Source organism: Streptomyces fildesensis (assembly GCF_016107395.1).
GTDB classification, from domain to species: Bacteria; Actinomycetota; Actinomycetes; order Streptomycetales; family Streptomycetaceae; genus Actinacidiphila; species Actinacidiphila fildesensis.
Map to the genome: position 1 here is coordinate 234,865 of NZ_JAAIKO010000005.1, position 15,393 is coordinate 250,257.

Genomic DNA, 15,393 nt, shown 5'->3' on the forward strand with positions numbered 1-15,393 from the left:
AACAGGCATCGGGCCCGTGGTGACACACGGGCCCGCCCAACACTTCTGCCCCGTGGCGGAGCGCCGATCAGCGCTCTGTCCCGGGGTTTTTGCGGTCCGGGTCCACGACCTCGCCCTGGATGACCTCGCCGGGGATGACCTTGCCGTCGGGACGGTGGATCCGGATCTGCTCGTTGGCCACCCGCGCCTGCTGGAACAGATCACCGATCGAACCGGAGTCGTAGCTCTTGCGGCGCCCGAGGGCGCGGTCCGCCGCCTTGCGCAGCAGTGCCCGGGTCGGCGGGAAGAGGCACAGCAGCCCGGCCGCGTCGGACACGAAGCCCGGGATCATCAGCAGCAGACCACCGAGCATGCCGAGCGCCGCACCGGTCGCCTCGCTCCCGGACGGGGCGATGCCCGGAGCGCCGGGGGCTCCCGGGGCACCGGGCTGCATGGAGACGGTCAGGCTGCGCCAGGCGCTGCGCCCGGCCCGCTTCACCACGAGCGCGCCGAGCACGAACCCCGCCACGAGCAGCAGCAGAACGGTGAGGCCGCTGGTGGCCGAGGCCACCACCGTCAGCAGCCAGATCTCCAGGACCGCCCAGGCCGCCACCACGAGCGGCGCGAAGGTGCGGACGCGCGAGCGCCGGGGACGGACGGGGGGCGGGGTGCTGGTAGTCATACGGTCAATTGTGCCTGGGCCCGGATAAAGCCACGATCATCGGCGGACATCGCCGATCACGCCCGCCCGGATCGCACCCCGCCGGACCGCCCTCAGCGGGACGTACGGCCGAAGACCCGGCTCGCCCGTGAGCCCACGCCCCAGGCGGTGACCCGCCACAGCGCCTCGACCACGATGTTGCGGCTCATCTTGCTGTCGCCGCGCTCGCGCTCCACGAAGGTGATGGGGACCTCGACGACGTGGAAGCCGGCCTTGACCGTGCGCCAGGCCAGGTCGACCTGGAAGCAGTAGCCGGCCGAGGCCACCTCGTCCATGCCCAGGCCGGTCAGGGTCTCCTTGCGGAAGGCCCGGTAGCCGCCGGTGACGTCACGGATCGGCACGTCCAGCAGGATCCGCGAGTACGTGCTGCCGCCGCGGGAGAGGAACTCACGGGACTTGGGCCAGTTGACGACCCGGCCGCCGGGGATCCACCGGGAGCCGAGGACCAGGTCCGCGCCCTTGAGGGCGGTGAGCAGCCGGGGCAGCTCCTCGGGCTGGTGCGAGCCGTCGGCGTCCATCTCGACCAGGACGCCGTATCCCTGGTCGATGCCCCAGCGGAAGCCGGCCAGGTAGGCGGCACCGAGGCCTTCCTTGCCCTGCCGGTGCAGCACGTGGACGTGATCGTCACCGGAAGCCAGTTCGTCGGCGAGCTTGCCGGTGCCGTCGGGGCTGTTGTCGTCGGCGACCAGGATGTGCGCCTCGGGTACCGAGGACCGGACCCGGGCCACGATCGGCTTGATGTTCTCGGCTTCGTTGTAGGTCGGGATGATGACCAGAACCGTGCCGAGCGGACCGAAGTCCCTCCCCTGGGCTCCGCCATGGGGAACCCCACCGCCCTCGTTCACTGCTGCCCCTTCGCTTTTGTGGCTTCGCGCCTGCCGAGCGCGATGGCGACAGCGCAGGACAGAATCCCCACCATAGCGAGAGTCCACTCGGGAACCGTACTGACGCGGTCGGCCACCGTGAGCTCGTCGCGCAGCGGGATCCGGGCACTCAGGACATCCTGGGTGAATTCCTTCGTGCGCTGCTCAATGGTGCCGTCGGGGGCCACCACGGCGCTGATGCCGCTGGTCGCGGCGGTGACGATGGCGCGGCCGTGTTCGACGGCCCGCAGCCGCGACATGGCGAGCTGCTGCTCGGGCTGTCCGGTGCGGCCGTACGTCGCGTTGTTGGTCTGGACGATGATCGCGCGCGCCCCGGCCTTCACGGTGTCGTGCACGATCTCGTCGTAGGCGACCTCGAAGCAGATGACGTCGCCGAGCGTGGCGGGGCCGATCTTGAGGACGCCGGTGTTCCTGCCCGGGTAGAAGTCCCGCGGGATCTGGTCGAGCCGGTGGATGACCTTGGTGAGCTCGGTGCGGAAGGGCACGTACTCGCCGAACGGCACCGGGTGCTGCTTGGTGTACGAGGCGCCGGGCCCGGAGACCGGGTCCCAGACGATGCCCTCGTTCTGCACATGCCGGGCGTCCGGGCCGTCGACCAGCGCGCCGACCAGGACCGGGACGCCCACGGCCCGCACCGCGCCGGTGATCCTGTCGTACGCCTGCGGGTTGCTGAACGGGTCGAGGTCGGAGGAGTTCTCCGGCCAGATCACCAGATCCGGCTTGGGCGTGCGCTTCTCCTTGATGTCCCTGGCCAGCTTGAGGGTGGCCGCGACATGGTTGTCCAGGATCTGCATCGGCCGGCCGAGGAAGTGCATCCCGGGCTGCTGGACGTTGCCCTGCACGATGGCCACCTTGACGAAGTCGGTGGCGTCCGTGGGCACCGGTACCGCGTAGCCGGCGGCGAGGAGGGCGGCCGCGAGCACGGCGGTCCCGGCGGCGGGCAGCAGCGTCCGGGCGGTGCGCGCGGTCCCGGCGGTGCGCAGCCGCAGGGCGGCGAGCACGGCCGCGGCCAGCAGCGTGCCGGTCAGCGCGACGGCGAAGGTGACCAGCGGGGCCCCGCCGAGGGCGGCCAGCGGGGTGTAGGGCGAGCCGGTGTTGGCGAAGGCCAGGCGTCCCCAGGGGAAGCCGCCGAAGGGCAGCCGGTCCCGGGCCAGTTCCTCGGCCACCCACAGGCAGCCGCCCCACAGCGGCCAGCCCGGCAGCCGGGAGGTGATCGCCAGGCCGGCTCCGAGCGCGGCGATGAAGAGCGCCTCCAGCACGGACAGCCCGAAGACCGCGTCGTAGCCGACGACCCGCAGCCACAGCAGCAGCCACAGGAAGAAGGGCAGCGCGAAGGCGAAGCCGAGCCAGGCGCCCTGCCGGGCGGTCCTGCCACGGGTGAGGACGGACAGCCCGGCGACCGCGGCGATCGACAGCGGCCACAGGTCGTAGGGCGGGAACGCGGCGGCGAGCGCCAGTCCGCAGAGCGCGGCGGCGGCGCTGCGGGGGGCCGCGCGGCGGGCGGCCAGCGCGGCACGGCGGCGCCGGCCGGGACGTACGGGCACGGGCTGGGCCGCGTCCGGATCGGCGGCCGGGTCCACGACCGCGTCCTTGGCTGGATCCGCGGCCGGTTCTGCGGCTGGATCCACGGCCGGGGCGGTGTCGGGTCGCGGGCGCACGTCGCGGCCTTCCTGCAGCAGGTGGTGAGCTGGTGCATTGAATCCTCCCCCAGCTCAAGCAGGGGGATTCCTGGCTCACGATGCCTGCGGGTCAGCGATCCGACAGGTCTTCCACGATCAACACCAGCCGGGTTGAGACCAGCCCGGTTTGGTACGGCAAAGCTTGGAGGTGCTTGTGCTGTCTTGGTTCTCGATCAGCACGGTGTGCGCGCTTGATTCTCGCGACGCACGACCGGAAGCTTACCCGGTCATCTGGGCGGCGATCCGCCGGCGGGCGCGCAGGCCGCCGCGGGGGCCGGGCTCGAGGCGGGGCCGTGCGGGAGCGCCCGCTACGGAACGGGCCCGGAACGCCCTTCGGGCCGACCTGGGACCCGCTGGCTGCGAGTCGGCGCCAAGGCCGTTGTCTACTGGGCGTCCGGGCCCTTCCCGGGTCACACCTGCCGTCCGGCGGCACTCGCCGTGAAGCGAGCCGCTTTCCGTGCCGCTGACGCTGGACCTGGCTGCCAGTGGCGGCGTGCACGTGCGGCGCGACACCCCATGGCCCAGCGGCGGTCGACGGATTCGCGGAGGGTCCCCGGTCCGACGTCCTGTGGTGGACTCGGCCGAACCTACTCGCCCTCGACCGTTGGCTGTCAACAGCCACTTGACCTGCGATGATCCTTCAAATCAGCAGGTCAGTGCGGGGCCCGGTGAGTCGGCGCGACAGGCCGAGGGCACACCGTTCGGCCGCATGTGGCCGCCGTGGGTCACTCGTTCGGCCGTGTGTGGACCGTGCGGCCGGACACGACGGTACGCAGCGCGACCGGAAGGGCACGGTCCGGCGCCACGTCCGGCAGGCCCGGAGTGCCGGAACGCGGGTCGGTGGACCAGTTGGCGACCCGTTCGTCCGGGGCCTGCACCACCAGTTCGCCGCCGCGCCAGAGCACGTAGTCGGCGGGCGCGCCCGGCATCAGGACACCGGTGTCGTCCCGGCCGACCGCGCGCCAGCCGCCCCGGGTGTGGGCGTTGAAGGCGGCGCGGGCCGAGATACGGTGCCCGGGGGTGCGGTGGAACGCGGCGGCGCGTACGGCGCCCCACGGGTCGAGCGGGGTGACGGGGCTGTCGGAGCCGAGGACCAGCGGCACACCGGCCCGCACCATCGCGGCGTAGGAGTTGAGCGTCCCGGCCCGTTCGGCGCCGAGCCGCTCCGCGTACATGCCCTCCTCGCCGCCCCAGGCCGCGTCGAAGGCCGGCTGCACCGAGGCGATCAGACCGAGTTCGGCGAAGCCGGCGATGGTGTCCGGCGTCATCATCTCGGCGTGCTCGACCCGGTGCCGCAGCGCCCGGATCCGGTCGGTGCCGACGCGTTCGGCGGCGGCCCGTACCCCGGCCACGACGGAGGAGACGGCGGCGTCCCCGATGGCGTGGAAACCCGCCTGGACACCGGCCTCGGTGCAGGCGGCGACATGGGCGGCGATGGTGTCGGTGTCGATGAAGGAGGTACCGCTGTGCGGGGCGTCGGCGTAGGGCGCGTGCAGACAGGCCGTGCGGGAGCCGAGGGAGCCGTCGACGAACAGGTCGCCGCCCGCGCCGACGGCGCCCAGGTCCCGGATCCGGTCGAGCCCCGAGGCGTCCTTCACGGCCTCCGCCCAGTACCCGAAGACCCGGGGCCCGGATTCCGCCGCGGCGAGCGCCAGCAGGCCGGTGAGGTCGTCCTCGGAGGAGATGTCGGGGCCGGCGCACTCGTGCACCGCGCTGATGCCCAGCGAGGCGGCGTGGCGCAGTGCCGCGCGCTGCGCCGCGAGCCGCTGGGCGGGGGTGACGGCGGCGTGCGCGGCACGGCGCACCGCGTGGTGCGCGTCGCTGGTGAGCGGGCCCTCCGGGTGGTACCCCGGCAGGTCGCGCACGCCGGGGACCAGGTCGAGCAGCGCGGTGGTGACAACGGCGGAGTGCACATCGACCCGGGTCAGGTAGAGCGGCCGGCCGCCGACCGCCTCGTCCAGCTCCTGGCGGGACGGCGTCCGCCGCTCGGGCCAGCGCGACTCGTCCCAGCCGTGGCCGAGCAGCACCCGGTCGCCGGGGCGGTCGCGGGAGAACGCGGCGGTGCGGGCGAGCGCGTCGGCGAGGGAGCCGGCGGCGGTGAGGTCGAGGCCGGTGAGCGCCAGCCCGGTCGCGGTGGTGTGGACGTGCGCGTCGGTGAACGCGGGGGTGACGAGCGCGCCGTCGAGGTGGACCACTTCGTCGACGCCGTCCACGAAGGAGTCGGCGGCGCCCTCGGATCCCACCCAGGCGACGGTGCCGCCCTCCACGACCATGGCCGTGGCGAAGGGGTCGGCGGGGCTGTAGACGGTTCCGCCGCGCAGCAGCACGGTGGTGGAAGGGGTGCGCTCGTTCATGAGGGACAGTCTCTCCCCTGCCCGGAGCGCTCAGATGCGCGGGGGCCTGGCCTCGTACGGAGTGGACAGCACGACGGTGGTGCGGGTGGAGACCCCGGCCAGGGTGCGGATCCGGGCGAGCAGGTGCTCCAGCTCGCCGGGGGTCGCGACGCGGACCTTGAGGATGTAGTTCTCCTCCCCCGCGACGCTGTGGCAGGCCTCGATCTCCGGTACCTCGGCGAGGCGCTCCGCGATGTCGTCCGGCGCGCTCGGGTCGAACGGTTTGATCGAGATGAACGCCGTCAGGGAGAGTCCGACCGCTTCGGCGTCGACGATCGCGGCGTAGCCGCGGATCACCCCGCGCTGCTCCAACCGGCGCACCCGCTGGTGCACCGCCGAGGTGGACAGGCCGGTGGCCTTGCCCAGGTCGGTGTAGCTCATCCGCCCATCGGCGACGAGAAGTTCCACGATCTGTTGATCCAGCTCCTCCACGGCGGTCAACTTACTGCCCCGGAGGGCCTCCGGCACAGCGGGCAGGGGGCACGCCGGGGCGGGAGGGCGTTCTCCCGGCGCGCGCACGCCCGGAACGGCGCCGGATGTGACGAAGGCCACACCGGATGCACCCCATGGTGGCGGCCGCCACGGTTATCGGGCGCGCCGGGCGGGAAGTGCTCGCTATGGCCGTGGCCGTCGTGCCCGGCGGGCCCGTCGAACGGGCGTTCATCCAAGGGGGATCCCACTATGCGCACCCATGTGCGGCCCAGCCGCAGCGAACGTACGCAGCCCGTACTCGAGGAGGACGACGAACGCGCCGCCCAGGCGCTCGAAGCCGCCGCCCTGGACGCCGAGGAGGCGTTCGACGACGAGGTCTACGACATCCTGCGGGTGCACTGCCCGGACTGCGCGCGGCCGATCGCGCTGTTCGAGGGCGAGGAGGTGCTGCCGGAGCACGCGCTGTGCCCCACGCCGTGGAATCCGTTCGGCCTCACCGTCTGTGCCGGTTCCGGGCGCGCGTTGCGGGACGCGCAGCAGGTGGACGGCATGGAGTACACCGGTGAGGAGCTCGCCACCCTGCTGACGCTGCCGGCCGGACTCGACTGGCGCACCCAGCCGTTCTCTCACGCGTACGGCCCCGAGTCCCGTCCGGTACGGGTGCCGCGCCAGCGCGCGGCCTGAACCCGGCGGCGACCGCCTGCGATACGGTGCCGCGTCCCCGGGGGGCGCGGCACCGGCGCGGCGTTACGGCTCGCCCTCCGGACCAGGGCTCGCTCTGCGGACTACGGCTTGCTCTCCGGTCCTGCGAGGTGCCGGGCGATGACCATGCGCTGGATCTGGTTGGTGCCCTCGACGATCTGCAGCACCTTGGCCTCGCGCATGTAGCGCTCGACGGGGAAGTCCACCGTGTAGCCGTAGCCGCCGAGGAGTTGGACGGCGTCGGTGGTCACCTGCATCGCGGCGTCCGTGCAGAAGAGCTTGGCCATCGCCGCCTGCCGCGAGAAGTCCCGGCCGGCGTCGCGCAGCCGCGCCGCGGCGAGGTAGAGCGCCCGGCCGGCCTCGATCTTGGTGGCCATGTCGGCGAGCATGAAGCGCAGCCCCTGGAAGTCCACGAGCGGACGGCCGAACTGCTTGCGGGCCAGCGTGTAGGCCAGCGCCTCGTCGAGGGCGCCCTGGGCGACCCCGACGGCACAGGCCGCGATGCCGAGCCGGCCCGAGTCGAGCGCGGACAGCGCGATGGAGAAGCCCTGGCCCTCCTCGCCGACCCGCCGGCTGTCCGGGACGGTCACGCCGTCGAAGTGGACCTGGGCGGTGGGCGAGCCCTTCATGCCCATCTTCCGCTCGGGCTGGGCGGCGGTCAGGCCCGGTGAGTCCGCGGGCACCAGGAACGCGGTGATGCCGCGCGGGCCCTCGGCGCCGCTGCGGGCGAGCACGGTGTAGAAGTCGGCGACGCCGCCGTGGGTGATCCACGCCTTGGTGCCGTCGATGGTCCAGTCGCCGTCCTTGAGGACCGCGCGGGTGTTCAGGGACGCGGCGTCGGAGCCCGCTGCGGGCTCGGAGAGGCAGTACGCGCCGAGGAGCGCGCCGCCGAGCATGGCGGGCAGGTGCTCGGCCCGCTGCTCCTTGGTGCCGAAGTGCGCCACCGCGTGGCAGGCGAGGGTGTGGACACTCACTCCGAGGCCGACGGTGAGCCGGGCGGCCGCCAGCTCCTCCAGGACCTGCAGGTACACCTCGTAGGGCTGTCCCCCGCCGCCGTACTCCTCCGGATACGGGAGGCCGAGCAGCCCCGCCTCGCCGATGAGGGCGAACGTGTCCCGCGGGAAGTGCCCGGTGTCCTCCTCCTCGGCGGCCCGGGGCAGGATCTCCCGCTGGGCCAGCTCGCGGGTGAGGGCGAGCAGGTCTCGGGCCTCCTCGGTGGGCAAGTGGCGGTCTACCGGCTGCGGGCCGTTGTGAGGCATGGCGGCACGCTCCTCCCTGTCAGGCGCGGCGGCGACCGCCCAGGGTGTGGCGGTGCCGTACGTCTTGCGATGCCCAAATGCCGATCGTCTCCCGCCGGGTCTCGGCGCGGCTTGATCAGCGGCTGTGGCGCGATGGAGTATGCCCGATCGGGCGCTCCGCGTCACGGGGCGAGGCCCGGTACCGGTACAGATCAGGGGTCTTCCGGGGGCGGCGGCCCGACGGCGGGCGCACCCGGGCGTACGCCGCGCCGCGGTGGACGACGGGCGCGGCGGCGTATGCGTCCGTCATCCGTACGGGCTGTCTCCGGCGGCGGCCGGGACTGAGCGGTCCCAGGGGCCGCCCCGGGAGCCGTCCGAGGAGCCCCGCCGGGCGGCTGTGAGGCCCCGTCAGGTGCCCGTCAGCCGCAGCATGGCCCACAGGGCCGTCGTGGCGCCCACCAGCGTCAGGGGCACCGTCAGCAGGCCGAGGCGGGTGAAGACGCCCAGCTCGGGGTCCTTGCCGTGGTCGCTGAGGATCCGGCGCCACAGCAGGGTGGCCAGCGAGCCGGCGTAGGTGAGGTTCGGGCCGAGGTTCACACCGATCAGGACGGCGAGCACCGGGCCGGGTCCGGCCGTCGCGACGAGCGGCAGCAGGGCCAGCACCGCCGGCAAATTGTTGATCAGGTTGGCCAGCACGGCGGCGAGCGCCGCCACCGCCAGCAGTTCTGGCAGTCCCGCGCCGTCCGGCAGCACCCGGTCCGCCGCATCGGCCAGGCCGTTGTCGACCACGGCCTTGACGACGACGCCCAGTGCCAGCACGAACAGGCAGAACAGCGGGTTCGCCGCGCTCGCCAGGCCGCGTACGGTCGTCCGCCCGCGGCGCAGCGCCCGCACCCCCAGCACCAGCGCGCCGGCCAGCGCCGCCCAGGCGGGGTTCACCCCGGCCAGGGAGGTGACGACGAAGCCCGCGAGGGTCAGGGCGACGACAACAAGGGTGAACACCGGGAGCGCGGGCCGTGGCACCGGTTCACCGGCGCTTGCCGGGGCGGCCAGGTCGGCGGCGAAGAACCGGCGGAAGACCAGGTACTCCAGGCCGATCGCCACCAGCCACGGCAGCGCCATCACCGCCGCGAAGCGGGTGAAGGAGAGCCCGGCCGCGGCGAAGGCCAGCAGATTGGTCAGGTTGGAGACCGGCAGCAGCAGCGACGCCGAGTTCGCCAGATGGGCGCACGCGTAGACATGGGGCCGGGACCGGGTGCCCGCGCGGGCGGCGGTCACGATGACCACCGGGGTCAGCAGCACCACCGTCGCGTCCAGGCTGAGCACGGCAGTGATCAGCGAGGCCACCACGAACACCCCGGCCAGCAGCCGGCCCGGCTCGCCCCGGCAGACGCGGGCCATCGCGTCCCCGGCTGCGGTGAACAGCCCCGCGTCGGCGCAGAGTTCCGCGAGCACCAGCACGGCGGCGAGGAAACCGACGACCGGCAGCAGTTCCCTGGTCTGGTCCCAGGCGTCCTGCCACGGCACCGCGCCGGTCGCGGTCACCAGCACCGCGGCCGGCACCGCCGCGGCCGCCTCCGGCCAGCCGCGCGGGCGGGCCACCGCGAACCCGAGGACCAGCAGGAGCAGGACGACGGACAGGATCTCGGCGGCGGTGCTGCTCAGGGTCGGTCTCCACGGGGCTTACGGCGGTCATATGGCGAAGCCGCAGGTAGCGGGCGCACACATGGCGGGGTCAGGAGCCAGCATGCACCACGCCGCCGACAGGTCCTGATGCCAGGACCGGTGAGTCCTCCGTGACGTTCTCGCGGGCCGCCGTCAGGCGCTCATCGCGTCGCACAGCGTCAGGGTGTGGAGATGGTCCGGCGGCCCCGGCCGGGCGTAGTACCAGCCCTGGGCGGTGTCGCAGCCGAGCAGTCCCAGATGCTCCGCCTGGGTGCGGGTCTCCACCCCTTCGACGGTCACGGTGAGGCCGAGGGTGTGCGCGAGGGAGACGATCCCCTCGACGATCTTGAGGTCGACGGGGTCGGCGGGGTGCTGCCGGATGCCCCGGGTGAAGGCCCGGTCGAGCTTGAGGTTGCTGATCGGCAGCCAGCGCAGGGACGACAGGTTGGAGTAGCCGGTGCCGAAGTCGTCGAGCGCTATGTCGACACCCAGGTCGACCAGCCGGCGCAGCGGCTTGAGGGCGTCCTCGTCGGCGCCGATCAGGGCGCTCTCGGTGACCTCCAGGCAGAGGGCGGTGGGGTCCAGCCCGGTCTCCTCCAGGACGGCGGCGACCTCGTCGACGAGCCCCGGATGGTACAGCTGGCACGGGGACAGGTTCACGTTGACGCGGACCGGGAGGCCGTCGGCGCTCCGGCGCTGCCATTCGCGCGCCTGCCGGGCGGACTCCTGCAGCACCCAGCGGCCGAGCGGGACGATCTGCCCGGTGCTCTCCGCCAGCGGTATGAACTGGTCGGGCCCGAGCACGCCGTGCAGCGGGTGGCACCATCTGACCAGCGCCTCCGCACCCTGGACGCTGCCGTCGGCCAGCCGGATGAGGGGCTGGTACTCGATGAAGAACTCGCCGCGCTCCAGGGCGGTCGGCAGCCGGTTCGTCAGACCGTGCCGGGTGATCGCGCGGGCGTCGGAGTCCGGGTCGGCGACCTCGTAGCGGTTGCCGCCGGCGGCCTTGGCCCGGTACATCGTGATGTCGGCGCTGCGCAGCACGTCCGCCGCGCCGCGGGTGCCGGTGGGGCCCTCGACGATGCCGATGCTGCCGTGGACGGGCAGTTCACGGCCGTCGAGACGGACCGTGGTGGACAGCGCGGCCAGGATCCGGTCGGCCAGATCGGTGACCTCACCCTGGGTGGCGGGATCGACGATCAGGGCGGCGAACTCGTCGCCGCCGATGCGGGCGACCAGCTGGTCCGGGGCGGTCACGCACGCCTGCAGCCGCTCGGCGACCGCGACCAGCAGCCGGTCCCCCACCGCGTGGCCGAGGCTGTCGTTGACCGCCTTGAAGCCGTCGAGGTCGAGGTAGCACAGGCCGAGGCGTTCGGTGCCGGTCCCGGGCGACAGGGCCTGTTCCAGCCGTTCGAAGAACAGCGCCCGGTTCGGCAGCCCGGTGAGGGTGTCGTGGGTCGCCTCGTGGCGCAGCCGCTCGGTCAGCAGCCGGGCCTCGGTGATGTCCTCCATGAGCGCCAACTGGTACTGCGGGACGCCCGAGGAGTCCCTGAGCAGCGACACGGACAGGTTGGTCCACAGCGCGGTGCCGTCGGGGCGGTAGTACGGCTTGGTGATGCGGTAGTCGTCGCGCTCGCCGCGGACCAGCTCCCCATACAGCCCCCAGACGTCGGCGCCGTCGTCCGGGTGCACGAAGTCGCTGACGTTCCGGTTGCGGACGTGGTGCTCGCCGCCGAACATCTGGGTCAGCGCGCCGTTGAGCTCCAGGATCCGGCCGTCGAGGTCGGCGATCCCGATGCCGACCGCGGCGCCCTCGAAGACCGCGCGGAAGCGGGCCTCGCTGGCCTGGAGCGCGGTCTCCGCCTCCGCCCGGGCGGAGATCGCCGCCCGGGAGATGGCCTCCTGCTCGTAGCGGGTGCGTTCGACCAGCGCGCGGGCGAACCCGGCCGCGATGGCGTGCTGCAGCCGGGCGCAGCGGGACCGGCTCTCGTCGGCCGGCAGGTCCTCCGGCGGGCAGTAGAGCACCAGGTACGCGTCGACCACCCGCAGGATGCTGGGCAGCACCTCGGGGTCGGTGCAGTGCGCGGCGACCAGCGCGGATCCGACCTCGAAGGCCGGGCGCGGGTCGAACGGAGTGGCCCGCAGCGCCTCGTCGAGACCGCGGGCCAGCGGGAGCAGGTACTCCTCGAACTCGGCGCGCGTCATCGAGGTCGCGGTGGCCGGGTAGATCGCACGGCTCCAGATGGTGGCGAACCGCCGCAGGCCGTCGGCCCGTGCGTCCAGCGCGGTGTCCCCGGTGGCGTCCTGCCCGGTGCCTCCGGCCAGGTGCAGGCCGGAGTCCCCGGTCCCCGCCGGCTGTGAGGTCACGCCTTGAGCCCCACGCCGGCGAAGCCGACGAAGGCCGCGGGGTCCTCTTCGTGACCGGCCGGGGTGTCCGGATGCCAGTCGGGCATCGGGACCAGACCGGGTTCGATGAGCTCGAAGCCCTCGAAGAACGCGGCCACTTCGGCCCGCGTGCGCATGATCAGCGGGGAGCTGGCCTTGCGGTAGACGCCCTGGACGCCGCCGCCCTGCTCGGGCGAGATGGGGCCGCCCTCGGTCGAGGCGTGGGTCAGGACCAGCAGGCTGCCGGGGGCGAGCGCGTCGCGCAGCTCGGCCACCGCGGCGGCCGGGTCGTCCTCGTCGGCCAGGAAGTGGAGGACGGCGACGAGCAGCAGCGCCACCGGCCGGTCGAAGTCGAGGAGCTCGGTGGCCTCGGGGCTGGTCAGGATGTCCTTGGGCGTGCGCAGGTCGGCGGCGGCGATCCGGGCGGTCGGATTGCCCTCGAGCACCGCCCGGCTGTGCGCCACGGCCACCGGGTCGCTGTCGACGTAGAGCACCCGGGCGCCGGGGCTGGCGGCCTGGGCGACCTCGTGCACATTGCCGAAGGTCGGTATGCCGGAGCCGATGTCCAGGAACTGGGTGATGCCCTGGTCGACGGCGTAGCGGACCGCGCGGCGCATGAACGCGCGGTTCGCCTGCATGATCTTGGGGAGCCCGGGGAAGATCTCCATGGCCTGGCGGGCGGCCTCGCGGTCCACCTCGAAGTTGTGCGAACCGCCGAGGTAGTAGTCGTAGATACGCGACACACTCGGCACCGAGAGGTCAATACCCTGGGGTGCCCAGGCGGGACGCTCCATCACGGTCTCCAGCTCATCAGATGATCTTGGACTGACCAAGATACCGGCCTGCACTCGACCCGAGGCTATCGATCACCCGGGCGAAGCGGAATATCATCCGGAAATGGTCCGTCCGTTTTCGGCGAGAACTCCCGGCATATGCACCTGCCAAAACGCGCCGCTGCGGATTCGCGCACATGTGCGGGGCCCACCGGCCGTCGGCCGGTGGGCCCCGCACATCACGCCGTCCCGGCAGCGTATGCCGTGACCGGGCTTCAGTGGAATGTCAGCAGGCGCCTTCGTCCACCCAGACACCCCATTCGCCGGTGGTGCCGGGCTCCTCGTTCTGGGTCCACCACTTGGCCTTCCACTTGTGGCCGTTGTGGGAGACCTCATTGGTGTTCACGTATATCGCGGTACTGCTCCACGCCGCTACCGTGCACTGGCCCGGCGGGTTCGTCGGAGGCGTGGTGGGGGGCGTCGTCGGAGGGTTCGTGGGCGGGGTCGCGCCGGCGAACTTCACCGAGAACTTGGCGAATTCCCAGGGCGTCTGCGCAACGCTGCTGCAGACTCCGGAAGTGGTGCCGTTTTCCGGCGGGGTGCACTGACGGTCACGGTTGAGTGACCAGAAGGTGAACCGCCCCATTCCGTGGCTGGTGGCGTAGTCCAGCACCGTCTGGAAATCGGCCTGGCGGAAGTACTCGCCGGTGTCGCTGCGGCCGTTCATTCCGGAGAAGCCCTCGTGGGCGTAGGCGGTGGCGGCGTTCCAGCCGAACGTCGTCTGCAGGATCGAGTTGAAGTTGGTGAGTGCGCTGGTCTGCGCCGCCGCCCCGTTGAAGCCGCCGTCGAACGGCATGATCGAGAAATTGTTGGGCGTGAAGCCCTGGGCCTTGGCCTCGTTCAGCATCTGCTTGCCGAACCAGCCGGTGCCGTCGGCGGTTCCGGCCGTGGTCACCGAGACGTAGAGGCCGGGGTTGTTCTGCTGGAGGATCTTCGCGGCGCCGATCTCGTGGGAGATCGCGGTGGCATTCTCGTACTCCGGTTCCTCGAGGTCGAAGTCGATCGCCTTCAGCTGGTACTTGGTGATGACCTGCTGGTACGCGGCGGCGGTCGCCGCCGAGGTGGAGCAGGCCTGGCCGAGCTTGGTGCCGCCGTAGCCGCCGATGGAGACGGAGACGTCACCGCCCTTGGCACGGATCCCGCTGATCACCGAGGCCACCGCGGTGTCGGAGGAGACAGCCGCGGTTCCGTCCCAGGTCGGGCTGCAGCCGCCGCCGTTGGGGGCGAGGATGAACGCGAGCTGGAACGCCTTGAGTCCGGTGGCGTCCATGATCGCGCCCGCGTCGGGGGGATTGTTGTCCCGGGGCATCAGATACGGCGCCGCCGCGTACCAGTTGTTGCCCAGGGCGGCCGCCGCGGTCTCGGCGCCGGACGCCTGGCCCGTGCCGAGCGTGGCGGCGGCGGCTAGGCCGGCCGCCGCGAGGGTGGCTGCCGCCACCCCGGAACAGAGTGCTTTGAGGCGCTTCACGTCGTACCTCCTGTGGGGGGAAACGCAGCCAGAATCCAGCTGTGACGCGAACTCGTCAAGGCTTTGGACTAGACCTAGGACTAAACCACTAAAGGCCTGCGACCTGGCGTGCCATCAGATTCCGAAGAGGATCGAGGCGTTGTCGTGGCACACGGCGCGCAGCCAGGCGTCTCCGAGGCCGAGTCGTTCGAGCGACTCCAGGCCATGGGCGTAGGAGTACGGGATGTTCGGGAAGTCGCTCCCCCACAGGATCCGGTCGCCGAGGTCCGCGAGCCGCCGGTACTCCGCCCTGGGCAGCGGGGCGGACTCCTCGGAGAAGTCGGTGAACGCCATCGTCGTGTCCAGCAGGACCCCGGGGTGGCGTTCCGCCAGGTCCAGGAAGGCGGTGTAGTCGGGCATCCCCATGTGCGCGACGACCAGCCGCAGCCGGGGATGCCGCTCCAGCACCCGGGCCATCGGCCCGGGTCCGGTGAACTTGCCGGGCACAGGGCCGGACCCGCAGTGCGTCACCACCGGGATCCCCGCCTCGGCCAGCAGCCCCCAGACCGGCTCCAGCCAGGCGTCGTTGGGGTCGTAGGCCCCCACCTGGACATGCGACTTGAAGACCCGGGCGCCGCCCTCGACGGCCGCGCGCACATAGTCCGCGGCGCCCTCCTCCGGGAAGAAGGTGGCGGTGCTCAGGCAGTCCGGCGTCCGGGCGGCGAAGTCCGCCGCCCAGCTGTTCAGCCAGCCGGCCATCCCCGGCTTGTGCGGGTAGACCATGGACGTGAACGCCCGGACGCCGAACCCGCGCAGTACCGCGAGCCGTTCGTCCTCCTGGTGGCGGTAGGTGATGGGCCAGCGGCGGCCGACGAGCGGCCCGGCGGCGTCGAAGTACGCCCACACCTTGTCCAGCACGCGTTCCGGCATGAAGTGCGTGTGCACATCGATCAGCCCCGGCAGCCCCAGTCCGCGCCAGAACGCGGTCACCCGTGCGTCGTCCGCGCCTGTCTCCATCATGCGGGGGCCCTCCGC

General features: G+C 72.4%; 13 protein-coding genes. 1 reads left to right on the forward strand and 12 read right to left on the reverse strand.

The features are described from left to right. Positions 1-67: 67 nt before the first annotated feature. The 5 genes from fxsA to C6N31_RS11025 all read right to left on the reverse strand — a co-directional run bounded on the left by fxsA (position 68) and on the right by C6N31_RS11025 (position 6,088). Positions 68-661: an FxsA family membrane protein gene (gene fxsA, locus C6N31_RS11005; protein ID WP_138353050.1), complete on the reverse strand. Its 594-nt coding sequence runs from the start codon at positions 659-661 to the stop codon at positions 68-70. 92 nt (positions 662-753) lie between these two features. Beyond that, positions 754-1,545, reverse strand: a complete 792-nt coding sequence (locus tag C6N31_RS11010) for a polyprenol monophosphomannose synthase (protein ID WP_138353049.1) — start codon at positions 1,543-1,545, stop codon at positions 754-756. Beyond that, positions 1,542-3,242, reverse strand: a complete 1,701-nt coding sequence (gene lnt / locus C6N31_RS11015) for an apolipoprotein N-acyltransferase (protein ID WP_138353048.1) — start codon at positions 3,240-3,242, stop codon at positions 1,542-1,544. The genes C6N31_RS11010 and lnt overlap by 4 nt, the downstream gene beginning before the upstream one ends. A gap of 746 nt (positions 3,243-3,988) precedes the next feature. Next, the gene (locus C6N31_RS11020; protein ID WP_164299356.1) at positions 3,989-5,617 is read right to left on the reverse strand and encodes an amidohydrolase; all 1,629 of its coding nucleotides are present in this window, start codon (positions 5,615-5,617) and stop codon (positions 3,989-3,991) included. Between the two features lie 30 nt (positions 5,618-5,647). After that, on the reverse strand, positions 5,648-6,088 hold the full coding sequence (locus tag C6N31_RS11025; RefSeq protein ID WP_138353046.1) for an Lrp/AsnC family transcriptional regulator: 441 nt from the start codon (positions 6,086-6,088) through the stop codon (positions 5,648-5,650). Between the two features lie 249 nt (positions 6,089-6,337). Between C6N31_RS11025 and C6N31_RS11030 the strand changes: the two genes are divergently transcribed. Continuing rightward, the gene (locus C6N31_RS11030) at positions 6,338-6,772 is read left to right on the forward strand and encodes a hypothetical protein (RefSeq protein ID WP_138353045.1); all 435 of its coding nucleotides are present in this window, start codon (positions 6,338-6,340) and stop codon (positions 6,770-6,772) included. Between the two features lie 101 nt (positions 6,773-6,873). On the opposite strand, the gene C6N31_RS11035 is transcribed toward C6N31_RS11030, so the two are convergent. The 7 genes from C6N31_RS11035 to C6N31_RS11065 form a co-directional block, all read right to left on the reverse strand. Further along, entirely contained in the window at positions 6,874-8,049 is a 1,176-nt protein-coding gene (locus C6N31_RS11035) for an acyl-CoA dehydrogenase family protein (protein ID WP_138353044.1), read from the reverse strand. Between the two features lie 115 nt (positions 8,050-8,164). After that, positions 8,165-8,338 (reverse strand): hypothetical protein, encoded by a 174-nt coding sequence (locus tag C6N31_RS11040; RefSeq protein WP_164299360.1) that lies wholly within the window; start codon positions 8,336-8,338, stop codon positions 8,165-8,167. A gap of 98 nt (positions 8,339-8,436) precedes the next feature. Continuing rightward, complete coding sequence (locus C6N31_RS11045; RefSeq protein WP_138353043.1) at positions 8,437-9,693, reverse strand: SLC13 family permease; 1,257 nt, start codon at positions 9,691-9,693, stop codon at positions 8,437-8,439. Between the two features lie 153 nt (positions 9,694-9,846). Then, a complete protein-coding gene (locus C6N31_RS11050; protein ID WP_269287806.1) occupies positions 9,847-12,018 on the reverse strand; it encodes a putative bifunctional diguanylate cyclase/phosphodiesterase in 2,172 nt (723 codons plus the stop codon). A 38-nt stretch (positions 12,019-12,056) separates the two neighbouring features. Then, complete coding sequence (locus tag C6N31_RS11055; RefSeq protein WP_138353042.1) at positions 12,057-12,872, reverse strand: SAM-dependent methyltransferase; 816 nt, start codon at positions 12,870-12,872, stop codon at positions 12,057-12,059. Positions 12,873-13,137: 265 nt separating this feature from the next. Next, positions 13,138-14,379, reverse strand: coding sequence for a carbohydrate-binding protein (locus tag C6N31_RS11060; protein ID WP_244809084.1), 1,242 nt, complete (start codon positions 14,377-14,379; stop codon positions 13,138-13,140). Between the two features lie 114 nt (positions 14,380-14,493). Beyond that, positions 14,494-15,378, reverse strand: coding sequence for an amidohydrolase family protein (locus tag C6N31_RS11065; RefSeq protein WP_138353041.1), 885 nt, complete (start codon positions 15,376-15,378; stop codon positions 14,494-14,496). Positions 15,379-15,393: the final 15 nt, after the last annotated feature.

Bases quoted from the DNA above. Each gene is read 5' to 3' on its own strand.
- C6N31_RS11030 (WP_138353045.1), top strand. From the start codon at position 6,338: ATGCGCACCCATGTGCGGCCCAGCCGCAGCGAACGTACGCAGCCCGTA.
- C6N31_RS11055 (WP_138353042.1), bottom strand. From the start codon at position 12,872: ATGGAGCGTCCCGCCTGGGCACCCCAGGGTATTGACCTCTCGGTGCCG.
- C6N31_RS11020 (WP_164299356.1), bottom strand. From the start codon at position 5,617: ATGAACGAGCGCACCCCTTCCACCACCGTGCTGCTGCGCGGCGGAACC.
- C6N31_RS11040 (WP_164299360.1), bottom strand. From the start codon at position 8,338: ATGACGGACGCATACGCCGCCGCGCCCGTCGTCCACCGCGGCGCGGCG.
- C6N31_RS11065 (WP_138353041.1), bottom strand. From the start codon at position 15,378: ATGATGGAGACAGGCGCGGACGACGCACGGGTGACCGCGTTCTGGCGC.
- C6N31_RS11035 (WP_138353044.1), bottom strand. From the start codon at position 8,049: ATGCCTCACAACGGCCCGCAGCCGGTAGACCGCCACTTGCCCACCGAG.
- fxsA (WP_138353050.1), bottom strand. From the start codon at position 661: ATGACTACCAGCACCCCGCCCCCCGTCCGTCCCCGGCGCTCGCGCGTC.